Genomic DNA, 23,014 nt, shown 5'->3' on the forward strand with positions numbered 1-23,014 from the left:
AATCCGACCGACGTTCACGCCCGGTCGCGGTCGAACAGCGCACCCGGCCCGTCGAGATCGACCTCGAGTCCGGCGACGCCACAGACGTCCCACAGCGTCGCACCGTTGCTGGTGATCACCGGAACCCCCAGTTTCGCCTCGAGCGCCTCGACGGCGGCCAGCGACCGGTAGTTCGTACAGGAGACGAAGACGGCGTCGAGGTCGTCGACCCCGTCCACGCTGTCGAGTACCTGCTGAGACGCGTCGTCGGCGTCCAGCGCGCCGATCGCCGTGTTCGCCTCGAGCCCCCAGCCGTCGATCGACGCGACCTCGACCCCCGACGCCTCGAGAAAGTCGCGCTCCTTCGCGTCGAGGTCTGCGGTGTAGGGCGTGACGACCGCGATCCGTTCGGCGTCGAGCGCCTCGAGCGCGCGTACCACCGAGCGGGCCGTCGCGACGGCGGGGACGCCGGCCGCCGCCTGCAATCGCTCCTCGAGTTCCGCGTCGAACCCGGGCCCGTGGAGCAGGCTGCCGGTGGTGCAGGCGTAGGCGACCGCGTCGACGTCGGCGTGGCCCAGCAGTTCGGCCGCCCGCGCCGCGTCGTCGCTCATCGCGTCCAGCGCGTCGACGGTCACGGACTCGAGTTCCATTCGCGCGCCGTGGACGGTGATCTCGTCGGGAAGCCAGTGGCGGAACTCCGGTTCGGCCGTGGTGTTCGAGGAGGGGACGATCAGCCCGAGTCGGCCGCGGACGTCGTCGGTGTTAGCGTCGGCGTCAGCGTCTGTGTCGGTGTTCATCGATCGGTCACCTCGGCCTCCGCGTCCTCGTCCGAGTCGGTTCGTTTGCCAGCCGCGCGGTCGGCCTCGAGCGCCGCCTCGTCTCGCTCTTCCGGCTCGCCGTGTCCGCCCCCGCCGGGGGTCCTGACGGAGACCGTCGTCCCCGCTTCGACGTCGACGGTCGTCTTCGCGGGCACCGACTCGCCGTCGATCAGGTTCTCGCCGAGTGCGCCGTTCCCGCCGCCGGCGACGCCCTTCGGCGCGTGTCGTCGCCGTTCGGTCAGCAGCGACACCGTCGCGTCCGCCTCGACGGTGACGGTGCGCTCGAGTCCCAGTCCGCCCCGAAAACGTCCCTCCCCGCCGCTATCCGGACGCAACGCGTAGCGCTCGACCCGGAGCGGGTACTCGGTCTCGAGGGACTCGATGGGCGTGTTCAGCGTGTTCGTCATCCCCACCTGTACGCCGTCCATCCCGTCGCGGCCCGCTCGAGCGCCGAAGCCGCCGCCGATGGTCTCGTAGTAGGTGAACGACCCGTCGCGCGCGCCGATGGTCAGGTTGTTCATCGTCCCCTGGCCCTGAGCGGGCACGCGCTCCGGCGCGGCTCCCGCGAGCGCGGTGAAGACGACGTCCGTGACGCGCTGGCTGGTCTCGACGTTGCCGCCCACGACCGCAGCAGGGGGGTTCGGATTCAACAGCGAGCCCTCGGGTGCGTGGACGTTCACCGGTTCGTAGCAGCCGTGATTCGGCGGGATCTCGGGATCCGTGATGCAGCGCACGACGAAGTAGACCGCGCTCTTCGCGACCGCGATGGGGGCGTTGAGGTTGCCCTCGAGTTGCCCTGCGGTCCCCGAGAAGTCGACGTCGATCGCGTCGCCGTCGACCGTCACCGAGACGCGGATTTCGATATCTTCGTCAGTGATGCCGTCGCCCTCGAGGAGGTCGGTCGCGTCGTAGGTACCGTCGGGCAGGGCCGCGATCTCCTCGGCGATCCGCTCGCGCGAGTAGTCGATGACGGCGTCGAACCCCGACACCACCGTTTCCCGTCCGTGCTCGTCGAAGAGCGCCGCGAGCCGCGTTTCGGCGCGTTCGTTCGCCGCCAGTTGCGCGCGGAGGTCGGCCCGTCGCTCGGTCGGGTTGCGGACGTTCGCGAGGATTAGTGATTGGACGTCCTCGCGGCGCTCGCCGCCCTCGACCAGTCGAGTCGGCGGGAGCCGCAGGCCCTCCTGGTAGATCTCTTGTGCCCCGGCGGGCATGCTGCCGGGGGTCATTCCGCCGACATCGGCGTGGTGGGCGCGTGAGACGGCGAAGCCGACGATTTCGGGTTCCTCGCTGGCCCCGGAGGCCGCCTCACGACCCCCGCTTGCTTCGGGTGCGATCGGCGACACCATCGTCACGTCCGGCAGGTGCGTCCCACCCGTGAACGGGTCGTTGAGCACGAAGACGTCGCCCGGTTGCGGGTCGTACCCGAGCACCGCGTCGACGGCCGCGGGCATCGCGCCGAGATGGACCGGGATATGCTCGGCTTGGGCGATCATCCGCCCCTCGGCGTCGAACAGGGCCGTCGAGCAGTCCCGGCGCTCCTTGATGTTCGGCGAGTAGGCCCCGCGGATCAGCGTCTGGCCCATCTCCTCGGCGACGCTCTCGAGTTGGTTGCGCAGCACCTCGAGGGTCACCGGATCGATACTGTCGTCGAAATCGCTTTCGGCGTCGGTCTCTCTCGTCATCACTTGCTCACCTCCGTTCCGTCCGCTGCTCGACTCATCACCAGCGTGCCGTCCTCGAGGATCTCGCCGCCCCAGTTCGGCGGGACGACGGTCGTGCTCTCGGCCTGCTCGAGGATCGCCGGCCCGGAAATCGTCGCGCCCGACTCGAGCCGATCCCGATCGTAGACGGTCGTCTCTCGGGGTTCGACGCCGGTGCCGGGGAAGTGTGCGTCTCGGGAGCCGAGCCGAGCGTCGCCCATCCCCTCGTGGCGGACGGTCGGCTCCGTTCCCGGAACCGTCGCCGTCGCGCGGAGGTTGACGACCTCGAGCGATTCGTCCATCGCGTAGCCGTAGGCTTGCTCGTGGGCCGCGTGGAAACGCTCCGCGACCGCGGCTGCGTCGAACGACTCGTCGACGGGAACGGTCAGTTCGAAGCTCTGACCAGCGTAACGGCAGTCGGCGGCGCGCTCGACCCGCGCGGCGTCCCGATCCGACGCGTCAGCGAGCACGTCTGCGACGAGGTCGTCGTAGACGGACTCGAGATCAGCCGACTCCGCTCGATTCAGGCCGACGCCGACCGTCCGAACGGCGTCGTAGCTCTCGTCGGCCGCGAGGAGGCCGAACGCCGAGAGGACGCCACCCGGCCGCGGAACGACCACGCGATCGACCTCGAGCGACTCGGCCAGCGCGGCGGCGTGCATCGGTCCCGCGCCGCCGAAGGCGACGACCGCAAATTCGCGGGGATCGTGGCCCCGCTCGACCGTCACCGCACGGATCGTCCGGGTCATCGTCGCGTTCGCGACGCGGTAGACGCCCCGTGCGGCCTCGAGCGCGCTCTCGAGCCCCGCCTCGTCCGCGAGTCGCTCGAGCGCGTCGTGAGCGGCCTCGACGTCGAGGGTCATCTCGCCCCCCAGCGCGGTCTCGGGGCCGATGTAGCCGAGGACGACGTTAGCGTCGGTGACCGTCGGTTCGGTGCCGCCGCGGCCGTAACAGGCGGGACCGGGCTCTGCGCCCGCCGAACGTGGGCCGACGCGCAGCGCACCCCCCGAATCGACCCACGCGATCGAGCCGCCGCCCGCGCCGACGGTGTTCACGTCGACCATCGGCGTCCGGATCGGCAGTCCGGCGATCTCGGCGTCGGTCGTCCGCTCGGCCTGCCCGTCCCGAACGAGGCTCACGTCGCTCGAGGTGCCGCCCATGTCGAAGGTGACCAGCCCCTCGACGTCGGCGTCGTCGACGGTCGCCGCGGCACCGACGACGCCCGCGGCGGGACCCGACAGCGTCGTCGTCACCGCGTGTTCGCGAACCGTCTCGGGATCCGCGATGCCGCCGTTGGCCTGCATGATCCGCGGTGCGGGGATTCCGGCGTCCTCGGCTTCGTCGACTAGCCGACCGACGTAGCGGTCGATCGCCGGCCGAACGTAGGCGTCGACGGTCGTCGTCGACGTCCGCTCGAACTCGCGGAACTCCGCGAGCACCTCGTGAGAGGCCGAGACCGGGACTGCGAGTTCCTCCCGCAGAATCTCGGTGACGAGTTGCTCGTTCTCCGAATCGGCGTAGGAGTGCAGCAGACAGACGGCAACGGCTTCGACGTCCGATTCCTGCAGCGTCGCCGCGAGATCCCGAATCTCGTCGGGATCGACCGCTCGCTCGACGCCTTCGGTCGTCGTCCGCTCCGTGACCTCGTATCGTCGCTGGCGGGGGACGAGCGGATCCGGCTTCTCGGCCTCGAGGTCGTACAGATCCGGCCGGTTCTGGCGGCCGATCTCGAGGACGTCCCGGAACCCCTCGGTCGTGACGAGCGCGGTTTTCGCGCCGCCGCGTTCGAGGAGGGCGTTGACCGAGACGGTCATCGCGTGGGCGAAGGCGTCGATTTCGCCGGCATCGATGCTCGCTCGCTCGCAGGCCTTTTCGATGCCCTCGAGGACGCCGACCTGTTGGGGGTCGGTCGTCGGCACCTTCGCGGTGACGAGGCGGTCGTCGACGGTAAGCGCGACGTCGGTGAAGGTGCCGCCGACGTCGACGCCGATCCGGGTATCGTCGCTCGAGAGCGGGACGCCACCGTCGGTGCGCAGGGCGTTCGGAGGGTCACTGCCGTCGGCGCGTGCAGTCTGTTCGTCCATCGATGCGGCCGAGTACGTGTCGCAGTCGTTTGAATTCATTCGGTTAGAGGATCAGCACGTCGTAGAGCGTCTGCAGACCGATTCCGACCACGACGAGCGTGATGAAGCCGCCGAGGACGTTCTGGAGGGTCGTGTTCGTGTGTTCGCCGAGCAGGTCGTCGTTGTTCATCGCGTAGATGAGGAAGACCGCGAGGATCGGCAGGAGGAGTCCGTTGGCGACCTGCGCGAAGACGATGACCTCGACGGGGTTGTAGTCGAGCGCCGAGAAGACGATGCCGACGCCGAGGATCGTCATCCAGATCGCGCGAAAGCGCGTCGATTTCAGGTCGCGCTCCCAGCCGAGTGCCCCCGCAGTCGCGTACGCGCCGGCGAGGGGCGCGCTCATCGCGCTCGTGAAGCCGGCCGCAAAGAGTCCGATCGCGAAGAACGTGAGCGCGTAGCCGCCGAAGACGGGCTCGAGTTGGTCGGCCATCTCGCCGACGTCGGCGATCTGGGTGCCTTCGGGGAACACCGCGGCGGCCGTGACGACGATCGAAGTCGTAATGAGCCCGCCGACGATGATCATCCCGATCGTGTCGGTGCGACATTCAGCGAGGTCGGCCGCCCCGTCCCAGCGCTCCTGGACGGTGCTCGCGTGCAGGAACAGGTTGTAGCCGACGACGGTGGTGCCGACGAGCCCGGCGATCAGGTACGCAGAGCCCTCGGGGACCGTGGGGACGAGACCGCCGCCGAGGGCGGTGATATCCGGTTGAACGATGATCGCGTTGAGCACGAACGCGAGTCCCATGACGACGACGAGGCCGATGAAGACCCGCTCGATCAGTTTGTAGCTGCCCGACCACAGCAAGGCAGCGGCGACCAGCCCGATGAGCGGCCCCCAGACGTTCTCGCTGATGCCGGTGATCGTCGCGAGGCCGGCCGCGCCGCCGACGATGTTCCCGGTCTGGAACGCCGCCGTGCCGATCCCGATCGCGCTCACGACGAGGGCGATGGTCACCCCCTTCGCGATCGGGTTCGAGAACTGGCCGCGAAACGCCTCGCCCAGCCCTTCTTTCGTAATCAGTCCCAGTCGCGCGCTCATCTCCTGGAGCACGATGGTCGCCAGAATCGAGAACGCGATCGTCCACACGAGCAGGTACGCGTACTCCGCTCCGATGACACTCGCCGTCGTGACGGTTCCCGGACCGACGAACGCCGCGGCAACGAGTGCGCCCGGTCCGATCGATTTGAGTCTGTCTACAACACCCATGATGTATGTCCACACACAACCCTCTCCGAAGACCAGAAAAGGGTTGTTAAGAATCGAACACACGGACTCGAGTATTCCCGCACGGGTGATGTTCGACGTATGAAATCGTATGCACGTCAGTCGTCCGTCGACGAATCCGTTCTCCGAGCGTGGAATCAGCTACTCGAGCGTTCGGTCACGATCACCTTCGAGACGCCCTGCTCGATATCGATCTCCGTCGGCAGATCGACCGTGCTGCGCTCGAGAAAGCGCGTCATGAACCAGCGGATCGCCTCCGACGGGAAGACGATATGGTAGACGTCGTCCTCCTCGCTGCGGACATCCAGAAAGCCACAGAACGAGAGCCACTCGAGGACCTCGCCCACGCTCTCGAAGCGCTGGGCGTACTCGCGAGCGTGGTAGTCCGAGACGCGGTCTGCCGCCTCGACGAACGCCGGATCGGGGTCGCCGCCGGCGTAGCAGTGCTCGAGGAAGGCGTGGAGGAAGTCGACGTCCAGTAGGACGTGCTCGCCCGAGGTGAGCATCTGATAGTACTGTTCCAAGTTGTCGCTCGGCGAGCCGCTCGCCGCCTCGAAGTTCGCCGCGTAGAAGGCGAGCGAACGGCGGACGATCTCGCTCTGTCCGTTGCCGGTCTCGGCGAGGAGCGTCTCGAGTGCCGCCTGCGAGTCGTCGTCGAGCGAGACCGTGACGCGCTGAGTCATGTGCTCTCGTCGAACGCGAGACGGGTATAGTTCACGGCACGTGTCCGTCGAAAGTCACGTTCGCGGTCCGTCGAGTCGGTTGTCGCTCCTCGAGCGAGAGGGCGACGTCGCTGAACGTGCCGCCGACATCGACGCCGATCTGAGCGTCCGTTTCGGACCCAATAGTCGTTCGTTCGGGAGTTCCCATCGATAGTCCCGGATACGTGTTGTCGACAATTTACGATTCGTCCACCGCCTGCGACCGCGGGTCTCACTCGCGTTCTCTGAGATGGGACGACCTATCCAGTTCGATGCTCGACCGAGAGGGTTCCGTCGTCGACGGTGGCGACGAACATCGTCTCGAACATCGTGGGTGCAGCGCCGGTGGCGCTTCCCGGGTTGAGCAGCCGGACGCGACTGGCGAGTTGCTCCTCGTCGTCGGCTCGGTGGGAATCGTCCAACGTGACGGTCGTATCGACCACCTGGTGGGTGTGGCCGGCGACGGCGGCGAGTGTCGTTTCGGTGTCCACCCCCGCTTCCTCGCGGACTGTCTCGAGGACCCGTTCGCGCCAGCTGCCCGACGAGCCGTCCCCGTGGGTGACGACGAACGTCACGCCGTCGACCTCGTGGGTGGCCGTCCGCGGCACGTCGAGCGTCGCCGGATCCACGTTGCCCAGAACGGCGGTCAGTTCGCCGTCCGTGAGGTCGACGAGCTGCTCGTACGCCCCGAACGATTCGAAATCGCCGGCGTGGATAGTATGGTCGGCTTGCTTGATCTCGGCGACGACCCAGTCGGGAATGTCGGACTCTCGAGTGGGGACGTGCGTGTCGGAAATGATCGCGATACGGGTCATAGCGTCCGTTTGTCGGCCACTCTCGAAAACTGTTCGTCTCTCCCAAACCGTTTGTCACCGACGCCGAAAACCGTTCGTCAGCGGCCGATCCCCGGTCGACTGTCTCGTTCACTCGAGGTCGTTCCAGGAGACGATCCCTTCCTCGAGAGACGCGTTCAACCGTGAAGGCGACCAGCCGGGAGGGCGAGTCGCTGTCGAAAGCGACACCACTCCGGCCCCCGTCGGGACGGGTATGTGCGCCGACACTCCCGATGGAACGCACGTCGTCACCGCCTTTCTCAGACACCGAGGCGACGTCCTCCTCCTGTGCCGCAGCGACGCTGTCGGCACCTATCAGGGCCGATGGGGCGGCGTCTCCGGCTTCGCTGAAGGCGACCCCGACGAACAGGTTCGCGCGGAGATCCGCGAGGAGACCGGTCTCGAGCCCGGTGAATCCGTCTCGCTCGTTCGCTCGGGCCGCCCGGTCGAGTTCGCTGATCCGGCCCTCGAGCGCGAATGGGTCGTTCACCCGTATCTGTTCGACGCCGATTCCCGGGAGATCGACCTGAGCGAGGAACACGACGCCCTCGAGTGGGTGTCTCCCACGGTTGCTATCGATCCGGACGACGATCGAGAGACGGTGCCCGAACTGTGGACCGCCTACGAGCGCGTCGCGCCCACGGTTCGATCGATCGCGGCCGACGACGAGCACGGGGCGGCGTATCTGTCGATCCGCGCGCTCGAGGTCCTGCGCGACCGGGCGGGGTTGCTGGTGGCGGAGCGCGAGGAGGGCGAGGCGACAACAGCGCCTCAGAACGGCGACCGAGGAACCGGCGAGCGCGGCGCCGATCCCGACGGCGAGTGGGACGAACTCGCCGAACTCGCCGGCCGACTGCTCGAGGCTCGCCCCTCGATGGCGGTCCTCCGAACCCGGGTCAATCGGACGATGAGCGAGGCGGTGGAGGCCGCACCCGACGAGGAGTCGGTTCCCGGCGCGTCGGCCGTCCTCGAGCCCACGATTAACGGAATCGAACGCGCAACCGCCGCCGATACCGACGCCGCGGCGGCCGCCGGCGAGCTGATCGACGGCTCCGTCGCGACGCTCTCGCGGTCGGGAACCGTTCTCGAGGCGCTCCGCGGGGGCGATCCGTCGCGAATCTTCGTCGCCGAATCCCGGCCGGCGCGGGAGGGTGTCGACGTGGCGGAGGACCTCGCCGCGGACGACGAGATCGACTGTCCCGTGACGGTTCACACCGACGCGGCTGCGGCGCACGTTTGCTCGCAGGAGGCCGTCGATCGGGTCGTCGTCGGTGCGGATACGGTGATCCACGACGGCTCCGTGGTGAACAAGACCGGAACGCGGACGCTGGCGCTCGCGGCCGCCTACGAGGGGATTCCGGTCACGGTCGTCGCCGCGACGGACAAGTTCTCGACGCGCGAGGAGGTGAACCTCGAGTCCGGCTCACGGGCCGCCGTCTACGACGGCGACGCGTCGCTCGACGTGGCGAATCCGACGTTCGACGTGACGCCTGCGGACTGCGTGGACGAGGTCGTGACTGAGGGAGGGGCGCTCGAGGCTAGCGAGGTGGCGGCTGTCGTCGAGGAGTTGCGAGGGCTCGAGGAGTGGCGCGATGGGTGAGTCGAAGCGATAGACGGAAACCCCTCGAGTGCGAAGCGCAAGTAGGCGGCAGTGACGATATGTTACCCCCTCCGAGCCCCTTGTGACGAGGATTTTTCCTGAGCCGCCCTTTCAAAGTTCCCAGCGACGGCACCATCTCTGAACCGTCCCCTCAGTGGCTCCAATAGCCGACCGACGTCGTGGATCGATCGTCAGCACAGGCGAGAGACACATCAGTTCGGATCGATCGAACCACGTGCGGTGGCGTGCGCTGAGCCGTGGTGAGCGACGAGTGAACCACGACTCGAATTCGCACGAGGGATGAGGGAGCGAGCCTGCGAGCGACCGAATCGGCTGGGGAGGACGTGGAACTCATCGCCGCCAGCGGCACGATACGCTCGCTCTCGCCAAATCATCAGCAAACCAATCCCGCTCACTACGCCTATCAAATGGACACCATCAGCTGTCCAACGCAGACTCCAGCAACGATGCCGACGACGAGTCGTCTCTGGAAAGGTTCAACCCGCGTTCGTCCGTACCCGTACCCATGCACTTCGAACTCGAGCGACTCGGCGTCCACGACTCGGTCGACGCGGTGTTCCCGCCCGAAGAACTCGCGACCCACCTCGCCGACCTTCCGGTCGCCGTCGACGTCATCGGCGACGACGAAATCGCCGACTGCGACGCGGTTGTCACCCTCGAGTACCGCGAGGCGTTCCTCGAACTCGACTGGATCCACTCCATCCAGGCGGGCGTCGATCGGTTCCCGTTCGACGACTTCGAGGCCGCGAACGTGATTCTCACGAACAGCACGGGGATCCACGACCGCACGGTCGGCGAGACGGTCGCGGGCTACCTGCTCGCGTTCTCACGACGGCTTCACGACCACGTCGCGAACCAGCAGGAGCGCCGGTGGGAGCGCCCCGAGTGGGACGAGGCGTTCACGCTGCCCGGCACGACCGCCTGCGTCGTCGGCACCGGAACGCTGGGTCGCGGCGTCGCGGGGACGCTCGGCGCGCTCGGCGTTCGCGTCATCGGCGTCCGTCGTTCGGGCGATCCCGTCCCCGGATTCGAGGAGATCTACGCGAACGACGACCTGCTCGAGGCCGTCGCCGACGCCGAGTTCGTCATTGCTACGGTTCCGCTGACCGACGAGACGCACCACCTGTTCGACGCGGAGGCGTTCGACGCCATGCGCGAGGACGCCTACTTCGTCAATGTGGCCCGCGGGCCCGTCGTGAACGAACCGGCGCTGATCGACGCCCTCGAGTCGGATTCGATCGACGGCGCGGCGCTCGACGTTTTCGAGGCGGAGCCGCTCCCCGAGTCGTCGCCGCTGTGGAAGCTGGACGAGGTGATCGTCACGCCCCACTGTGCGGCCTACACGCGGGACTACTTCCGGGACATCGGTGAGATCGTTCGTGACAACGTAGATCGACTCGAGTCTGGCGACGACGAGTTCCACAACCGCGTAGTCTGATCCGCGTTTCGCTCACCGTACACCCGTTTTTCGTTCACAGTCGATTTCGCTCGTCGTTCATAACCGGTCTTCGTCCTCGCGGTCGAACCGACGGTAGAGCGCGGTTCCCGCGAGGCCGGCCGCCGCGGCTGCACCGGTGCCCGCTAGGATCGGAGCGCGGTTGTCCCGGACCGCGGACGCGATGCGGTCGGCGCTCGCTCGCGATTCGGTCCCGTCCGATTCGGCGGTCGTCTCCGTCTCGGTTCCGTTCCCGTCGTCGGCCGACCCTCCAGCGCGCTCGTCGCCGGTTGCTGGCCAGGCGTCGAGATCAGTCAGCGCCTCTCGAAGCGTCACGATCTCGAGATCGCGCGCTTTCGCCTCTCGAATCGCGAACCGGACGCGTTCGGGCGTCGTCTCGTCGAACTGGCTGTGGCCGACCACGATCCCCAGATAGTCGCCCGCGGCGACGTCGTCGTAGAAGCGTTCGATCTCGGCTTCGCTCACCGACTGTCCGTCGATACTCGAGCGCCCGAGTTCGTACGAATCGAGTCCCTCGAGCGCGTTCAGGCCGTTTCCGCCGCGGTTCGCGAACGCGGCGTAGTGGTCCTGCACGAGGTCGTCGACCAGTCCGTCGCTGCGGCCGAACGGCGAGACGAAGGCGTCGACATCGACGCCCATGTTCTCAAGTGCCGCTTTCGAGCCGACGACCTCGTCGCCGACGCGCTCGTCGGTAAAGCGCGCGAACGCCGTTCCCGCGTCGAACGCCTCGCCGACCGGGTCCGCGAGGTCGAGGTAGATCCCGGTGTCGTCGCGGTCGCCGCCGGCGATGACGTTCTCGACGGTCCGGTCGCCGTCGCTGATCACGATCTCGTCGCCGTCGTAGTGTCCGAGGAAGCTGCCGTCGAGATAGAGTCGTTCGTCGCCCGGTTCGGCCGGTTCGGTGAGATAGAGATTGCCAACGGCGACGTGACTGGCGGTGTGGGACATGATCTCCCAGCCCTCGGCTTCCATCTCCCGAAGGTGCTCCGGAAGCAGCCCCCAAGAGGTGTCGACGTAGTCGACGACGGCCGCACAGCAGGCGGGAACGCCTTCGTCCTGGTGGACGGGGAAGGTGTCTGTCCAGTCCTCGCGCCAGCTATCGTCGTAGACGAACACGATCTGTCCGTCGGTGCTCGCTCCGGCGGAGCCGACGACCGTCCCGGCTCCGAGTCCCGCCATCACGAGCGCGCTCGTCGCCCCGAGCCGACAGGCCTCCCGCCGTCCGATTCGGTTCATCGTCCTCCGCGGTCAGTGTTCGCTTCGCCTCCTCGATCAGTGTTCGCTTCGCCTCCACGATCAGTGTTCGTTTCGTCGTCCATTCGCCCGTTGCGCTCGCGTCGCGGCGGCGGTGAGAGCCGTCCGAACTGTACGTCGTCGTCCATGCTCTCAACTCGCTCGTATCTAGTCGTTATTATTAGGTGGGTAAGCGTGCCAGAACGGACCGAAGCGCGCTCGACGGATCGCCGCATCGTCTCGAAAACCGTACTCGCTCCGACCCAGCCCACCGTCCGACGATGACCCCACCTCGAGTACCGCTCCGCGAAGCGACGTCCGCAGACGCCGAGTCGATCGCCGACATCCACGCGGCCTCGATCCGCGAACTCGGACCCGCTGCGTACGACGACCGGCAGGTCCGAGCGTGGCTCTCGAACGTTCCGCCCGAGCGCTATCCGCTCGAGGACCCCGACCACCACGTCGTCGTGGCCGAACTCGAGGGTGGCGTCGAAATCGCCGGCTTCGGCGTGCTCGACTCCGATCCCGACGGCCGCGACGACTCGACCGGCGAGATCGGCGCCGTCTGCGTTCACCCCGACCACGCACGCGAGGGGGTCGGTCGCGCGATCCTCGAGTCCCTCGAGTCGACCGCGAGCGATGCGGGCCTCGAGACGCTCGTGCTAACGGCGTCGCGAAACGCGATCGACTTCTACAGGCGACAGGGCTACGAGGGAGTCGAGACGGTCTCGCTCGAGATGGAAGCGGGGGTGGGACTCGAGTGTCTGCGGATGCGAACGACGCTGCAGTCGGCGTAGCTTAGTTTTAGTTCCGCCGCGGATGGAGTACCCTGAAGGGACGCCGGCCTCTCTCGCCCGTATGGAAACGACGCGCCACTTCACGGCGACGGTCTACATCGTCAACGACGGGGCGATCGCCCTCCACGACCACGAGCGCCTCGGGATGACGATTCCGCCCGGCGGACACGTCGATCGGGACGAACTGCCCGCCGAAGCCGGGCTTCGGGAGGTTCGCGAGGAGACGGGGCTCGAAGCGACGCTGCTCGACGACCCCGAACCGATCGAGGCCCCCGCCGGACGGCCGTTACCCTCGCCGCGCCACCAGATGCTCTACGATATCAACGTCCACGACGGCCGAGTCGGCCACCAGCACATCGATCTGATCTATTACGCGACGGTCTCGAGTCGCGATATCTCGTCCGCAGACGGCGAGGTGGCTGCAGACTCATGGGAATGGTATACGCGGAACGACCTACTCGAGAGCGAGCTGCCGGAGGACGTCGTCACGCTCGGGACGGAGGCGATTCGCGCCGCCGGCTCTGGGATGTGACCTTCTTCGAACTGCAGTCGACATCGTAAAGTCAGCTGGCCGGGAGGCGTCTCGAGCGACGAGAGGGCCGTCTTCCGTACTCACGCTCGCCCCGTGTATGGCCCCGCGAACCGTTTGCGCCACGCTGTCGCCCAACTGCAAGCGACTCCGTCGGAATCGCCAACTCCGAACGAGCGCAGAGTGCAACGCGCCCTGTTGCGGATTTTGCCGAGGAACGACGCGCTGTGGGCAGCGACGCTGCCGTCAGTGGGGCAGACCGTAGCGCGAAAGGTCGTATCGATGTTCTTTTGAGCGACGGCCGTCTTCCGTCGCACATGGCAAGTTTCACTGTCGTCGTTGGCGACCCCGACTCCGGGTCGTCCTACCAGCTCGAGGCGGAAGAACAGGACGCAAACCGGTTCATCGGCAAGTCGATCGGCGAGGAAGTCGACGGCGGCGCCGTCGGTCTCGACGGCTACACGCTCGAGATCACCGGTGGCTCGGACAACGCCGGCCGACCGCTCAACCCGGGCGTCGCCGGCGCAAACCTGCAGGAAGTCCTGATGAAAGAACGCCAGACGGGCTACAAGCCGTCGCGTGACGGCGAGCGCCGCCGTATCACGGTTCGCGGGAGCGAGGTCTCTGACGCCGTCGCACAAATCAACGCCGCAGTTGTCGAGCACGGCAGCACTGGTATCGACGAACTGCTCGGTGAGGGCGACGCCGAGGACGACGAGTAATCCGACCACACGACCTTTCGTTCTAGCATGGCAGACCGAATTTCGAGCGACCATCCGTCAGTGCAGACGGTCCGGTCGACGTGTACCGAGACGGCAACCGGCGTTCGTCTCGAGGTACCGGCCGACGAACGCGACGCGTTCCCGACCGACGAGGTCGTCCGAATCGTCCTCGACGGCGACGAACTGTTCGGACGAGTCGAGCGGGCGTTGACGGGCAACGACCTGTCGATTCCCGCCATCTACGAGACGCCCGATCAGGCTCGTGACCCGAGCGGCGCGGCGGACCGTCTGGTCGACTGGGCCGACGACCACGGCGTCGCGGCCGGCAGCTCGGTGCTTGTCGACGTCATCGAACCAGAGTTCCTCTACGGCCTTCGCGCGCCGGGCGAGACGCTCTACTACGACGCTCACGAACCGCCGAGCGACAGCCTGAACGACATCGCGAAGGATCTCGAGGAGCAGTAGCAGTACCGTCGGCTCGGGCTCGAGTCGCCGCTGGGCGCACAGTTCGATAAAGAGATAGCGAACGGGCTACAGTCGAGGGAGGAACGCGTACAGCAACAGCCCGAAGGCCAGATGCTGGACCATCGTTCGTTCGACGGTCGCGCGGACGTACTCCTCGTCGTCGATGGAGTACTCCTTTGTTCGAACTTTCGCGTGCATCGAGAGCACGTCTTCCTCCTCCAGCGTGTGTAGACTCGGGTAGACGGTGCCCGGACTAAGCTGGGCACCGAACAGGTGAGTGAGATCCGAGAGCAGTTCCTTCCCGTGGGTCTCCTCGTGCAGGGCGATGAGCATCAGCAGGATCTCGTCGAGATTCTCCTTGATTATCGCCTCGTCGAACTGGACGTTTTCGGTCGGCAACGCCGCGTTCACCTCCGCCATCAACTCGTCGAGCTCTCGCTCGACGTCCTTGGACGACTCGTCGGTCGTTCCCAAGGAGATAGTGTACGATTCCGACTGCTCGTCTGCAGTCGCCGCCCTCGACAGGTCGTCGAAGACGGACTCCGTATCGGGTATATCCTCACGCATTGACGATCACCAGTTGGGGGTTCGTGAGACGGACCGTCGATCCACCCGTCGACCACGCACTGCCGACGAACCACTGATAGACGACCACCACTCACGACTATTGAATTTCTGGAACCCATAGATATTAAATGGCAAGGGGGCGAACAGACGCCGAATCTATAAGTACAAAATTTCTTGATTTATAAAATAACGATATAATCTGCTATTGTTTGCAACTCATCACCGATCTCTTATTGAATATGGGATGCAGATCGAAATAGCCATCCTATTGGATATTTGGCCAATTATAAGCGGGATGGGTCCATATTGTATAAGGGTTATGGCCGATAGTCGAATGAATGCCCACTATGTCGGCGGCCCGTCGCGAATGATGCTGACCATCTCGTTCGGGTCGTCGGCCGTCTCCGCTTCCTCGTCGATCCGTCGGTCCACGCGACGTTCGGCCATCCGAGCGATCATGACGTGCTCTTCGAGATCGTCCCCGCTGATCGTCGCGATGTACTCGAGACTCTGGGCGTGGGCCGAAAAGAGCGTCCCGCTGAGCGACTCAAGGGGGTACTCGAGCGTCGTCGGTTCGTCGTAGCGCTTGTTGTGTATTTCCCCGAGCGAGAGCCCGCGCAGGTAGGAGGTCATCTGCTCGCGGACGAGCGAACTGATCCAGCCGAGATCCTCGTAGTAGCGCAGGCAGTTCAGCGCGCCGGTGGTCCCGAACGTTTCGCCGAGAAACCGGGCCCACTGGATGGTCGCGTCGGTTCGCCCGGCCGATCGTTCGAGCGTCTCGAGGTACGGTTGTGATCCTGTCATCGTAGGTAACCGGCGTGGCCGGTCTATACCGATGACAGTCGTGGCACTATCAAGAAGCTTCGTCCGATTACGAGGACTGAGTCGCCCGGCAGTGCGGGCCACCGGGGTCCGCGCCCGAACTCGATCAGACGGCGATGACAGCGTTGACGACGTACTTCGTCACGACGGCGATGATCGCACCGAGCCAGGTCAGGAGCACAAAGTGGACGAGGCTGCTGATCATGTGGCCGCGGTCGGTGATCCGGATCATGATCGACGAGAGCATTGCGTTGATCAGAATGGTCATGATCAGCAGATATTCGATCGCACCGAGATTGTACTGCTCGGTGTGTAAGAAACTGCTCGCGACGCCGCTGCCGCTCATCTGGGTTCCCGCCCCACCGGCGTCGCCCCCGCCGTCGAGGTTCATCTCCGTCGTGATCTCCATCATGATCTCGATGACTTCGAGACCGATGAAAAAGGCGAAGACGCTCGCGGCGGTGATCCCGTAGAGAACGCCGGTCAGCGTCGTCGTCGCCTGCTGGCGCTGTTCGCGGACTTTGAGCACCTGGTTTTGGTTCTGGCTAATGACCTTTCCGAGCACCTTCGGATCGCCACCCATCTGGCGGCCAACGACGTACATGTCGCCGAACTTCTGGATGAGGTAGGAGCCGGTTTCAGCGGCGAACAGCCGCCACGACCGGATGTCGTCGATTCGCATGTTGAGTCGCTTGTAGAGCGCGTCGACGTTCGCGGTCAGCGCACCGAAGTCCTTTCGTCGCAGGCTCTCGAGAACGTTCCCCGTCGAGGTCTGTTTGACGCTCTCGACGGCACCGAGCGCACGGATGAAACTGGGGAACTCGCCGTCGCGGACCTTCACCTTGCTCTCCTCCCGGCGCATCCGCCAGCCGGGGAGGAGCAGCGGCGTCACGGGAATCGCGGCCATGATCGGTAGCGGAATCCGATCGGCGGCGATCGGAAGGAGTCCGAGCAGGACGAGCAGAGCGGCGACCGCGAGGACGAGACTGCAGCCGATCCCGATCGCGAGCGCTCGGGGGATCCGCGACAGCGGTCCGGGTCCGGCCGTCTCCTCGATGTACCAGAGCGGGTCGTACGGCGAGACCACGTGAATCGCGTAGACGAACGCCACCTGCACGATCGCGAACATGGCGATCGTCCCGGCGATGAGCAGGGTCGGGCTGATTCCGACCAGTATCGGCAACACGATGGCGAACACGAGGATGAACGCCACCGACAGCATCATCGACATGTACAGTTCCTTCATCACGTCGAGTTTCGCCAGATCCGACTCGTAGCGGGTGACGAACTGTTGGATGATCGTGTCCTGCTCTTCGACGAGGAACTCGTCGATCCCCTGGCCGCCGCCGACCGTGTAGGCGAGTCGCTCCAGAAAGTCTGTCAGGAGGGGACTCGAGGTCTGTTTGGCCCGGAGCCGGCAGGCGTCGTCCAGGCTCATGTTCCAGGTGTCGACCAGCGCGACGAGATACCCCATCTCCTCGGCGAGGGCGTCGTACTCGTCTTCCTCGGCGAGCGTTCGAAAGATCTCGACGCGGTTGATGTTCGTCATCGAGAGGACGGTGATGTGGGTCAAAAAGAGGTGAAAGCGCTGGCGGACCTGCTTTCGCTTGCGATCCTGCGCGAGTTTCGGGTAGATGACTGCGACGACCACGAACAGGAGTCCGAGCAACACGACCGGGAGCGCGACGAACAGCGGGAGACCGAGGACGACCACGACGACGGCCGCGCCGACGAAGAAGCCGAACGCGGGCCCGATCACGAGCAGGAGATACCGCTCCATCGACATCTCCATGTTCGCGTACGCCGTGTTGAGCGACTGCAAAATCGAACGGGCGCTCAGATCGGGCGCGGGTTGGGATTCTGTCGACATTGGCGGTGTGTGGATCTCGCGTCGCCGCTCAGGCGAACTGGTTGAGTCCCCGGATCTGGATCGGGAGCCCCTCGAGGCCGTCGCGCTGGAAGTCCGCGATGGCGTCGTTGACCTCGTGGTAGCCGAGCACGTCGGCGTCGATGAGCTGGCGGATGATCTCCGCGCGCCGGTCGAGTTCGTCGTAGATCTCCCGCGTGTCCTCGTAGCCGAGCAGGGTCGCGATCTGCTCCTCTAAGACGTAGGAGTTGTTCCGTCCCGTGAAGGCGACGTCGTCGTCGCGTGGGTCCCACTTGAACGCCTGCCGGGTGACGACGCCGCCCTCGTAGTCCGAGTAGCCCTCGATCTCTTGAACGGAAGTAACGCGACGAAGCACGTCGTCGCCCTGTTTGACCCGGTTCTGGAACAGCGCGACGTCGCAGTTGTCCATGAACGTCTCCGGGACGTTGATCGGTGCGCCGGTGAATCGCTGGATCATCGACACGATGTCGCTGGCGTGGAAGGTCAGCATGACGGGGTGGCCGGTCTGGGCCGCCTGAAACGCCATCTGTCCCTCCGCACCGCGGACCTCTCCCACGATGATGTAGTCGGGACGCGAACGCAACGCGGCCGCGACGAGGTCGAACATGTCGACGTCCGCGGACTCGTCGCCCGACCCCTCGCGGGTGAGGAGTTGCTGCCAGGTGTCGTGGGGCGGCAACACTTCCGCCGTGTCCTCTGCAGTGTAGATCTTCGAATCTTGCGGGATGAAGGAGAGAATCGCGTTCAGCGTCGTCGTCTTCCCCGACGCCGTCTCGCCGACGACGAACACCGTCTGCTCGTTCTCGAGACAGAGCCAGAGGTACGCCGCCAGTTCGGGAGAGACCGTTCCCCACTTCGTGATCTGCAGGATCGACAGCGGTATCTCCTCGCCTTGACGGATCGTCATCGACGGCCCTTGGACGGAGACGTCGTCGGAGTAGATGATGTTGATACGCGACCCGTTGGGCAGCGTCGCGTCGATCACCGGATCGGAGTCGCTGACGGGGTGGTTCATCCGCTCGCCCATGTTTCGCAGCCACTGCTCGAACTCCTCGGGCGTGCCGAAGTCGACCGTCGCCGAGATCATCCCGTAGGTGCCGTGATCGAGGTAACACTGTTTGGGCCCGATGACGTGAATGTCCTCGTTCGCCGTGTCGACCATCACCGGCTCGAGCGGGCCGAGGCCGACGATGTCGCGCTGGAGCTGGTATCGCAACCGGTCGAACTGGTCCTGCGAGAGCGCGATCTTGGTCCCGCCGAGGGATTTGAGGCGACCGATCGACTGGCCGGTGATCCCCGACGTGATCTCGACGACCTCGTCGAGGAGTTCGTCGAGGTGCTCCTCGAACTCCTCGTTGTTGCTGGGTGCGGGTCGCGTCACGCTCTTATCGAGGATCCGCCGCCGGATCTTGTCGTACAGCGCCGTGTCCGCCTCCTCGAGGGTCGGCTCGACGCAGTAGTAGGTCGTGCTGATTCCCAGGTCGCCGTGGACGTGACAGAAGATCGGTGCCTCGGCCTCGTAGATGACGTTCGGCCGGTCCGATTCCCACTCGCCGCTCGGCTCGTCGATGAGCTTCGGGTACTCGCCGTGTTCCTCGGCGAACCACTCGAGGTGTTCCCGGAGGTGTGGGTGCTCGTCGGCCAAGGCGTCGAGTTCGTTCTCGAGTCGTGCGGTGCCGAAATCGGACATTTCAGGCCACCGTCCTGCTGACGATCGAGATGCCCCGTCCCTGCTGGACGTTGAACCCGATCGAGTCGTCGACTGGCGTTTTCATGTTCTGGAACCGACGGACGAGGACGTTCCGTCGGATCTCCTGTCCGACCGTGTTCGTCTCTATCTGGAAGTAGATATCGGCCGTGTTCCGCAACGGCCGCAACGCGTCGTCGCGGACGCTCGTCGGATCGATCGTCAACACGACGGTTTTGTCCTGCATGGTCACGTGCCGGAGGAAGGTGACCAGCCGCTGGATGACGTGGTCCTCGTCTCCCTCCTCGATGACGGCCTCGTAGTTAGGGTCGTTCCGCAGGAGTGCAGAGAGCGTATCGACGTACACCACGTCGGCCTTCCAGAGCGTCTCCGCGCTCGCGAGCCGCGCGAGCAGCTGTCGCTCTCGCCCCTCGTCGTGCGTGTCGACGTTCGCGTGGAGGAAGAGCATTCGTTCGTCTAACAGCAGGTCGACCACGTCGTAGGACAGCGAGTGCATCTGCTGGACGAACTCCCAGGACTCGAGCTCCGTCGAGATGTAGGTGACGGGGACGTCCTCCGTCGCCATCCCGTAGGAAAACCGCTGGGAGAGCGCGCTCTTGCCGGCGCCGTCCTCGCCCTCGATGAGCACGATGCTCCCCTCGGGAATGCCGCCGCCGATGGCGGTGTTCACACGGTCGCTGTCGGTCAGTCCGATGGAGTAGTAGTCGGTCATGGGTAAGGCACGTAGAACTCGAGGGTCTCCGTCTGGCCGTTAACGATAACGGTCACGCGGTGTTCCTCGCCGCTGGCGAGTCCGTCCTCGACGGCGATCTCGAGTTCGACGACGACGCCGCGGCGCCAACTGGTGGCCTCGTCGTCGAGGATCGTCGGCGGAACCTCGTCCGTCACGTACTCGCCGTTGACGAGAACGTCGAGGCCGCTCCCCTCGCTCGCGAGCGTGGTCGTTCCGGTGTTTTTGACCAGCACCGAGACGGTTCCGCCGGTATCGTCGCCGTCGTAGACTGCCTCACTGCCCGGATCACTGATGATCTCGATGTCAGTATCGATCTGCTCTTTGACCCCGTCGCTGTGGGTATCGATCGAACCACTGACGTCGGTCACCGTCGTCACGAGCGTCCCGGCGACGGCCGCCGCGACGAGCATCGCGGCGATAAAGAGGATCAGCGACGAGATCGACTCACTCGACATCGGTCACCTCCGCCGTCTCGGCGATGCCGCGTTCGGTTACGACCTTCACGCGTTCCGGCGGGTCGTCCGACTCGTCGATTTCGACAGTGAACGCGAGCGTCTCGCCGGGCTGCCAGAGTGCTCTGTCCGCGGTTCCGTCCACGGCGATCTCGTCCTCACCGACGGGTTGGTAGATGCCGTCGACGAGCAGGTCCGTCGCGGGCACCGACAGCGTCGTCGAGCCGGTGTTGGTCACGGTTACCGTCAGTTCGTCGCTGGTCTCGTTGTACCGCGCCTCCTCGAGTTCGATATCGCTGTTGCGAAGGTCGAGGGTCCGGTCGTCGCGGTCGTCGATCGCCGACAGCCGCGCCTCCTGGGCCCCCTGCAGTACCGGGTAGGCGATGCCGACCGCCACGAGCAGTCCGACGAGGAGCACCGCCGTCGCGCCGCTGGTACTGAATCCCATCTTCGATCACCTCGGTCGCCGGGTCACGGTCTCGACCCCGAGTTCGTCGGCCGTTCCGGCTCGACCTCCCGTCGCGTCTCGTGGATTTCCTGGAGCTTCATGATGTACGTGTAGCTGTCGGCGTGATCCTCGGCGGTCAGCTCCTCCGGCGTCGTCTCCGGATCGACGTGGATGTCGAGATCCGGGCCGCTGAGCACGCCCTCGAGGTGGGCTTTGACTTCCTCGTCGATCCAGCCGATCTCGGCGTAGTACGAGATCGCCCGCAGCGTCGCCGCCGAGCCGGCCGTCCGGACCAGCTGGGTGAGCCACTCGAAGACGATGATGTCGGTCGCGAACGTGTCGGCGAGCGTCGCGAGCGTGACGTCGTCCGAGTCGTCGTCTGTGTCGGTTCGGCTCTCGTCTCCCGCATCGGGTCGGTTCTGGTCGCTCTCGTCGTCCGGCTCGTCGACGCTTTCGGTCGCCTGCACTTCGACGCGGGTGTCGCGGTCGTCCTCGTGCTCGAACTGTTCGCTCTCGTCAAACGTGATCGTCTCCCCGCCGTCGGCCTGGGCCTGCGCCGCGTTCTCGAGTGCCCCCTTCAGATCGTCGAACGAGACCGTCTCGTCTCCGGTACCCGAATCAGGGGACGATTCGGTAGCCGACGCGAGACCGAATCCGCCCGACTCGTTGGCCCCGTCGTCGTCCTCGCCGAAGACGCCGAAGCCGTTTTTCTCCTCGCCCGCGCCCGTAAACGGGTTGACGTCGTCGGTCACCATGTCGTAGACGCCGAGCAGCTGGCGAACCGTGTCGTTGACCTCTTCGACCTGCTCGGCGACCTGCTGCTGGGAGTCCTGGACCGTCCCCAGCGTGGACTCCTTGGACTCGAGTTCCTCCTCGAGTTCCTGAATGCGATAGATGAGGTCGTCGACCTCCTCGTCCTCGTCGCTCGAGCCGCGGTTGAAGAGGCCGCCGCCGCTCTCGCTCGCCTCGGGTTCGTCGTCTTCGGCGGTCGGTTCCGTCGACTCCGACTCCGTGTCGGCTGTCTGCTCGGACTCGTCGAACGCGTCGTCCTCCTCGCGTCGCGCCTCGCGCTCGCGGCCCCGACGACCGCCGCTGCTGGCGAGGAAGTCTTCGATGAGTTCGCGGAACGTCTGGAGTCCGAAGTTCATTGTCACCTACGCGGGGTCGCGACGCGGTGGGGGCCCGCCTCGAGGACGCCGTTGGCTGCGATCGGCATCCCCCCACATCCACGTCGCACGGTCATGCTACTCCCCAGTAGCGAGTCGGGTCCTAAAGGGGTTCGCTCGAGTTCGCGCCGCGTTTCGAGGCGTGAGTCGAGTCTCGATACGCTCGCTGAAATGGTACCGAGCTTGATAGTCCGACTATTCGTTGTCATCGCCGGGGTGCATCCCCAGATACTGTGATGCCAATCATCTCGCCACACACCGACCCTCGACGGGACACAACCGTTGTTCCGTCGCCACGCCCGCGGAGGGAGCGACGGGCTCGGCCCGTCAGGTCGGTGGTGAGTGTCCAGGTGGGCGCTCGAGCGCGTTACACGTGTGACGCGTCGCGGGCGAGTCCGGCACGCAGGGTGTACGCACTATGTTCGAAACAATAACAGACGACGACAAACGTGGCCAGGTGGGTATCGGTACCCTCATCGTGTTCATCGCGATGGTGCTGGTTGCGGCGATTGCGGCAGGAGTACTAATCAACACGGCCGGTGTTTTGCAGAGCCAAGCATCTGACACTGGTTCCGAGACGCAGGAAGCGGTTGCGAACCAAGTCGAAGTGGTTCACGCGAGTGGAACTGTCGATACTGGCGGGGAGTATGTTAATAAAGTTAATATGACGATCATGAAATCGGCAGGTTCCGGAGCGATCGACCTGTCATCCATGACCGTTCAGTATACTAGTGATAAGGACGACGTCACATTGACGCACAGCAGCACTGCAACACCGACTGACCTCACGAGCGACACGGAATTTGCAACTGCGAACATTACTGGCTCTGGTGACAGCACTGAGCTTCTCAACACGGACGACCGTGTCAAGCTATCTATTGATGTTGCAACGATCAACGGTGGTAACGGCCTTGAAGGCGGCGACAGCGCAACTGTCTCGCTCGTTGATCAATCCGGTGCGCAGTTCACGTACGGTATCAGTGTCCCATCGACGTTCGGTGACAAAGACGTTGTACAGGTCTAAT

23 protein-coding genes are annotated in these 23,014 nt (G+C 65.3%); 7 read left to right on the forward strand and 16 right to left on the reverse strand.

The window, feature by feature from the left end; translation table 11 throughout:
• Nucleotides 1-14 precede the first annotated feature (14 nt).
• The 7 genes from ACSFC5_RS00140 to ACSFC5_RS00170 form a co-directional block, all read right to left on the reverse strand.
• Nucleotides 15-776 carry a maleate cis-trans isomerase family protein gene (locus tag ACSFC5_RS00140; RefSeq protein WP_440763251.1) on the reverse strand — a complete coding sequence of 254 codons (762 nt, stop codon included), beginning with the start codon at nt 774-776 and terminating at the stop codon, nt 15-17.
• On the reverse strand, nt 773-2,479 hold the full coding sequence (locus ACSFC5_RS00145; RefSeq protein WP_440763252.1) for a hydantoinase B/oxoprolinase family protein: 1,707 nt from the start codon (nt 2,477-2,479) through the stop codon (nt 773-775). The genes ACSFC5_RS00140 and ACSFC5_RS00145 overlap by 4 nt, the downstream gene beginning before the upstream one ends.
• Nucleotides 2,479-4,581, reverse strand: coding sequence for a hydantoinase/oxoprolinase family protein (locus ACSFC5_RS00150; protein WP_440763253.1), 2,103 nt, complete (start codon nt 4,579-4,581; stop codon nt 2,479-2,481). Before ACSFC5_RS00150 ends, ACSFC5_RS00145 begins: the two co-directional genes overlap by 1 nt.
• Nucleotides 4,582-4,624: 43 nt before the next feature.
• On the reverse strand, nt 4,625-5,830 hold the full coding sequence (locus ACSFC5_RS00155) for an Nramp family divalent metal transporter (protein WP_440763254.1): 1,206 nt from the start codon (nt 5,828-5,830) through the stop codon (nt 4,625-4,627).
• Nucleotides 5,831-5,985: 155 nt separating this feature from the next.
• Nucleotides 5,986-6,531, reverse strand: a complete 546-nt coding sequence (locus tag ACSFC5_RS00160; protein WP_440763255.1) for a ribbon-helix-helix protein, CopG family — start codon at nt 6,529-6,531, stop codon at nt 5,986-5,988.
• A gap of 31 nt (nt 6,532-6,562) precedes the next feature.
• Entirely contained in the window at nt 6,563-6,718 is a 156-nt protein-coding gene (locus ACSFC5_RS00165) for a hypothetical protein (protein ID WP_440763256.1), read from the reverse strand.
• Nucleotides 6,719-6,809: 91 nt separating this feature from the next.
• The gene (locus ACSFC5_RS00170; RefSeq protein ID WP_440763257.1) at nt 6,810-7,364 is read right to left on the reverse strand and encodes a metallophosphoesterase family protein; all 555 of its coding nucleotides are present in this window, start codon (nt 7,362-7,364) and stop codon (nt 6,810-6,812) included.
• A 232-nt stretch (nt 7,365-7,596) separates the two neighbouring features.
• Between ACSFC5_RS00170 and ACSFC5_RS00175 the strand changes: the two genes are divergently transcribed.
• Both ACSFC5_RS00175 and ddh read left to right on the forward strand, forming a co-directional pair.
• Nucleotides 7,597-8,982 (forward strand): eIF2B alpha/beta/delta subunit family protein, encoded by a 1,386-nt coding sequence (locus tag ACSFC5_RS00175; RefSeq protein ID WP_440763258.1) that lies wholly within the window; start codon nt 7,597-7,599, stop codon nt 8,980-8,982.
• Between the two features lie 526 nt (nt 8,983-9,508).
• Nucleotides 9,509-10,441, forward strand: a complete 933-nt coding sequence (gene ddh, locus ACSFC5_RS00180) for a D-2-hydroxyacid dehydrogenase (RefSeq protein WP_440763259.1) — start codon at nt 9,509-9,511, stop codon at nt 10,439-10,441.
• 57 nt (nt 10,442-10,498) lie between these two features.
• Here the strand turns inward: ddh and ACSFC5_RS00185 are convergent, their stop codons facing one another.
• Nucleotides 10,499-11,695 (reverse strand): polysaccharide deacetylase family protein, encoded by a 1,197-nt coding sequence (locus tag ACSFC5_RS00185; protein WP_440763260.1) that lies wholly within the window; start codon nt 11,693-11,695, stop codon nt 10,499-10,501.
• Between the two features lie 278 nt (nt 11,696-11,973).
• On the opposite strand from ACSFC5_RS00185, the gene ACSFC5_RS00190 reads away from it, so the two are divergent.
• The 4 genes from ACSFC5_RS00190 (at nt 11,974) to ACSFC5_RS00205 (ending at nt 14,205) form a co-directional block, all read left to right on the forward strand.
• Nucleotides 11,974-12,489 carry a GNAT family N-acetyltransferase gene (locus ACSFC5_RS00190; RefSeq protein ID WP_440763261.1) on the forward strand — a complete coding sequence of 172 codons (516 nt, stop codon included), beginning with the start codon at nt 11,974-11,976 and terminating at the stop codon, nt 12,487-12,489.
• Nucleotides 12,490-12,550: 61 nt separating this feature from the next.
• A complete protein-coding gene (locus ACSFC5_RS00195; RefSeq protein WP_440763262.1) occupies nt 12,551-13,021 on the forward strand; it encodes an NUDIX hydrolase in 471 nt (156 codons plus the stop codon).
• 314 nt (nt 13,022-13,335) lie between these two features.
• On the forward strand, nt 13,336-13,740 hold the full coding sequence (locus ACSFC5_RS00200; protein WP_440763263.1) for a 30S ribosomal protein S6e: 405 nt from the start codon (nt 13,336-13,338) through the stop codon (nt 13,738-13,740).
• Between the two features lie 27 nt (nt 13,741-13,767).
• On the forward strand, nt 13,768-14,205 hold the full coding sequence (locus ACSFC5_RS00205) for a DUF7112 family protein (RefSeq protein ID WP_440763264.1): 438 nt from the start codon (nt 13,768-13,770) through the stop codon (nt 14,203-14,205).
• Between the two features lie 66 nt (nt 14,206-14,271).
• Here the strand turns inward: ACSFC5_RS00205 and ACSFC5_RS00210 are convergent, their stop codons facing one another.
• The 8 genes from ACSFC5_RS00210 to ACSFC5_RS00245 all read right to left on the reverse strand — a co-directional run bounded on the left by ACSFC5_RS00210 (nt 14,272) and on the right by ACSFC5_RS00245 (nt 21,971).
• Nucleotides 14,272-14,772 carry a helix-turn-helix transcriptional regulator gene (locus ACSFC5_RS00210; RefSeq protein ID WP_440763265.1) on the reverse strand — a complete coding sequence of 167 codons (501 nt, stop codon included), beginning with the start codon at nt 14,770-14,772 and terminating at the stop codon, nt 14,272-14,274.
• A gap of 345 nt (nt 14,773-15,117) precedes the next feature.
• The gene (locus ACSFC5_RS00215; RefSeq protein WP_440763266.1) at nt 15,118-15,576 is read right to left on the reverse strand and encodes a FlaD/FlaE family flagellar protein; all 459 of its coding nucleotides are present in this window, start codon (nt 15,574-15,576) and stop codon (nt 15,118-15,120) included.
• Nucleotides 15,577-15,700: 124 nt separating this feature from the next.
• Entirely contained in the window at nt 15,701-17,464 is a 1,764-nt protein-coding gene (gene arlJ / locus ACSFC5_RS00220; RefSeq protein WP_440763267.1) for an archaellar assembly protein ArlJ/FlaJ, read from the reverse strand.
• A 28-nt stretch (nt 17,465-17,492) separates the two neighbouring features.
• The gene (gene flaI / locus ACSFC5_RS00225; RefSeq protein WP_440763268.1) at nt 17,493-19,172 is read right to left on the reverse strand and encodes an archaellum flagellar ATPase motor FlaI; all 1,680 of its coding nucleotides are present in this window, start codon (nt 19,170-19,172) and stop codon (nt 17,493-17,495) included.
• A 1-nt stretch (nt 19,173) separates the two neighbouring features.
• A complete protein-coding gene (gene arlH, locus ACSFC5_RS00230) occupies nt 19,174-19,902 on the reverse strand; it encodes an archaellum protein ArlH (RefSeq protein ID WP_440763269.1) in 729 nt (242 codons plus the stop codon).
• Nucleotides 19,899-20,378, reverse strand: a complete 480-nt coding sequence (arlG, locus tag ACSFC5_RS00235) for an archaellum stator protein ArlG (RefSeq protein ID WP_440763270.1) — start codon at nt 20,376-20,378, stop codon at nt 19,899-19,901. The genes arlH and arlG overlap by 4 nt, the downstream gene beginning before the upstream one ends.
• Nucleotides 20,368-20,823, reverse strand: a complete 456-nt coding sequence (gene arlF, locus ACSFC5_RS00240; RefSeq protein WP_440763271.1) for an archaellum stator protein ArlF — start codon at nt 20,821-20,823, stop codon at nt 20,368-20,370. The genes arlG and arlF overlap by 11 nt, the downstream gene beginning before the upstream one ends.
• Before the next feature lie 23 nt (nt 20,824-20,846).
• On the reverse strand, nt 20,847-21,971 hold the full coding sequence (locus ACSFC5_RS00245) for a FlaD/FlaE family flagellar protein (protein WP_440763272.1): 1,125 nt from the start codon (nt 21,969-21,971) through the stop codon (nt 20,847-20,849).
• A gap of 436 nt (nt 21,972-22,407) precedes the next feature.
• Here ACSFC5_RS00245 and ACSFC5_RS00250 point away from each other — a divergent pair, with 436 nt between their 5' ends.
• On the forward strand, nt 22,408-23,013 hold the full coding sequence (locus ACSFC5_RS00250; RefSeq protein ID WP_440763273.1) for a flagellin: 606 nt from the start codon (nt 22,408-22,410) through the stop codon (nt 23,011-23,013).
• The last annotated feature ends 1 nt before the right edge of the window (nt 23,014 follow it).

The organism is Natronorubrum marinum (assembly GCF_052040125.1).
In the GTDB taxonomy this organism is placed as follows: Archaea; Halobacteriota; Halobacteria; order Halobacteriales; family Natrialbaceae; genus Natronorubrum.

Coding starts and splice junctions, on each gene's coding strand:
- ACSFC5_RS00140 (WP_440763251.1), bottom strand. CDS start 776: ATGAACACCGACACAGACGCTGACGCCGACGCTAACACCGACGACGTC.
- ACSFC5_RS00145 (WP_440763252.1), bottom strand. CDS start 2,479: ATGACGAGAGAGACCGACGCCGAAAGCGATTTCGACGACAGTATCGAT.
- ACSFC5_RS00150 (WP_440763253.1), bottom strand. CDS start 4,581: ATGGACGAACAGACTGCACGCGCCGACGGCAGTGACCCTCCGAACGCC.
- ACSFC5_RS00155 (WP_440763254.1), bottom strand. CDS start 5,830: ATGGGTGTTGTAGACAGACTCAAATCGATCGGACCGGGCGCACTCGTT.
- ACSFC5_RS00160 (WP_440763255.1), bottom strand. CDS start 6,531: ATGACTCAGCGCGTCACGGTCTCGCTCGACGACGACTCGCAGGCGGCA.
- ACSFC5_RS00165 (WP_440763256.1), bottom strand. CDS start 6,718: ATGGGAACTCCCGAACGAACGACTATTGGGTCCGAAACGGACGCTCAG.
- ACSFC5_RS00170 (WP_440763257.1), bottom strand. CDS start 7,364: ATGACCCGTATCGCGATCATTTCCGACACGCACGTCCCCACTCGAGAG.
- ACSFC5_RS00175 (WP_440763258.1), top strand. CDS start 7,597: ATGTGCGCCGACACTCCCGATGGAACGCACGTCGTCACCGCCTTTCTC.
- ddh (WP_440763259.1), top strand. CDS start 9,509: ATGCACTTCGAACTCGAGCGACTCGGCGTCCACGACTCGGTCGACGCG.
- ACSFC5_RS00185 (WP_440763260.1), bottom strand. CDS start 11,695: ATGAACCGAATCGGACGGCGGGAGGCCTGTCGGCTCGGGGCGACGAGC.
- ACSFC5_RS00190 (WP_440763261.1), top strand. CDS start 11,974: ATGACCCCACCTCGAGTACCGCTCCGCGAAGCGACGTCCGCAGACGCC.
- ACSFC5_RS00195 (WP_440763262.1), top strand. CDS start 12,551: ATGGAAACGACGCGCCACTTCACGGCGACGGTCTACATCGTCAACGAC.
- ACSFC5_RS00200 (WP_440763263.1), top strand. CDS start 13,336: ATGGCAAGTTTCACTGTCGTCGTTGGCGACCCCGACTCCGGGTCGTCC.
- ACSFC5_RS00205 (WP_440763264.1), top strand. CDS start 13,768: ATGGCAGACCGAATTTCGAGCGACCATCCGTCAGTGCAGACGGTCCGG.
- ACSFC5_RS00210 (WP_440763265.1), bottom strand. CDS start 14,772: ATGCGTGAGGATATACCCGATACGGAGTCCGTCTTCGACGACCTGTCG.
- ACSFC5_RS00215 (WP_440763266.1), bottom strand. CDS start 15,576: ATGACAGGATCACAACCGTACCTCGAGACGCTCGAACGATCGGCCGGG.
- arlJ (WP_440763267.1), bottom strand. CDS start 17,464: ATGTCGACAGAATCCCAACCCGCGCCCGATCTGAGCGCCCGTTCGATT.
- flaI (WP_440763268.1), bottom strand. CDS start 19,172: ATGTCCGATTTCGGCACCGCACGACTCGAGAACGAACTCGACGCCTTG.
- arlH (WP_440763269.1), bottom strand. CDS start 19,902: ATGACCGACTACTACTCCATCGGACTGACCGACAGCGACCGTGTGAAC.
- arlG (WP_440763270.1), bottom strand. CDS start 20,378: ATGTCGAGTGAGTCGATCTCGTCGCTGATCCTCTTTATCGCCGCGATG.
- arlF (WP_440763271.1), bottom strand. CDS start 20,823: ATGGGATTCAGTACCAGCGGCGCGACGGCGGTGCTCCTCGTCGGACTG.
- ACSFC5_RS00245 (WP_440763272.1), bottom strand. CDS start 21,971: ATGAACTTCGGACTCCAGACGTTCCGCGAACTCATCGAAGACTTCCTC.
- ACSFC5_RS00250 (WP_440763273.1), top strand. CDS start 22,408: ATGTTCGAAACAATAACAGACGACGACAAACGTGGCCAGGTGGGTATC.